Annotated in this window: 1 protein-coding gene; it reads left to right on the top strand. The window is 73.2% G+C overall.

All coding sequences use genetic code 11. The annotated features are described in order from the left end of the window. Positions 1–217: SURF1 family cytochrome oxidase biogenesis protein (locus D180_RS20045; RefSeq protein WP_039728865.1), on the top strand; the 217-nt coding region annotated here is incomplete at its 5' end. Positions 218–377: the final 160 nt, after the last annotated feature.

The raw sequence follows: 377 nt of genomic DNA, 5'->3' as shown, positions 1-377 counted from the left end.
TGAGGCGCTCGGCCGCCGCGACATTTTGTCGCAGGTACTGCGCCTGGATCCGGCCCTGCCGCTGGGCTATCCGCGCGACCTGGACCTGCTGCCGAACACGCTGCCGCCCGAGCGCCACTTGGGTTACGCGGTGCAATGGTTCGGCCTGGCGCTGGCGGTGCTGGTCACCGCGGCGCTGCTCAGCTGGCGCGCGCGCAGGGGGCGGGGCGGGCGCTGAGCGCGCGCGCATGAGAAAATCCCCGGCATGAATGCTCCCACCCCGGCCCCGCGCCCGGCGGCCGCACGCGGCCGCTGGCCGCTGATCGTGTTGTTCGTCCTGTTCTTCGGCTCGATGCTGGTCGCCGGCGCGTTGCGCTTTTCCGGCTGGCAGCCGGCCG

Origin of the sequence: Xanthomonas sp. SHU 166 (assembly GCF_000364685.1) — a bacterium.
In the GTDB taxonomy this organism is placed as follows: Bacteria; Pseudomonadota; Gammaproteobacteria; order Xanthomonadales; family Xanthomonadaceae; genus Xanthomonas_A; species Xanthomonas_A sontii.
Note: the sequence above shows the minus strand (reverse complement) of the source record. Positions and strands in the feature narration are given on the sequence as shown.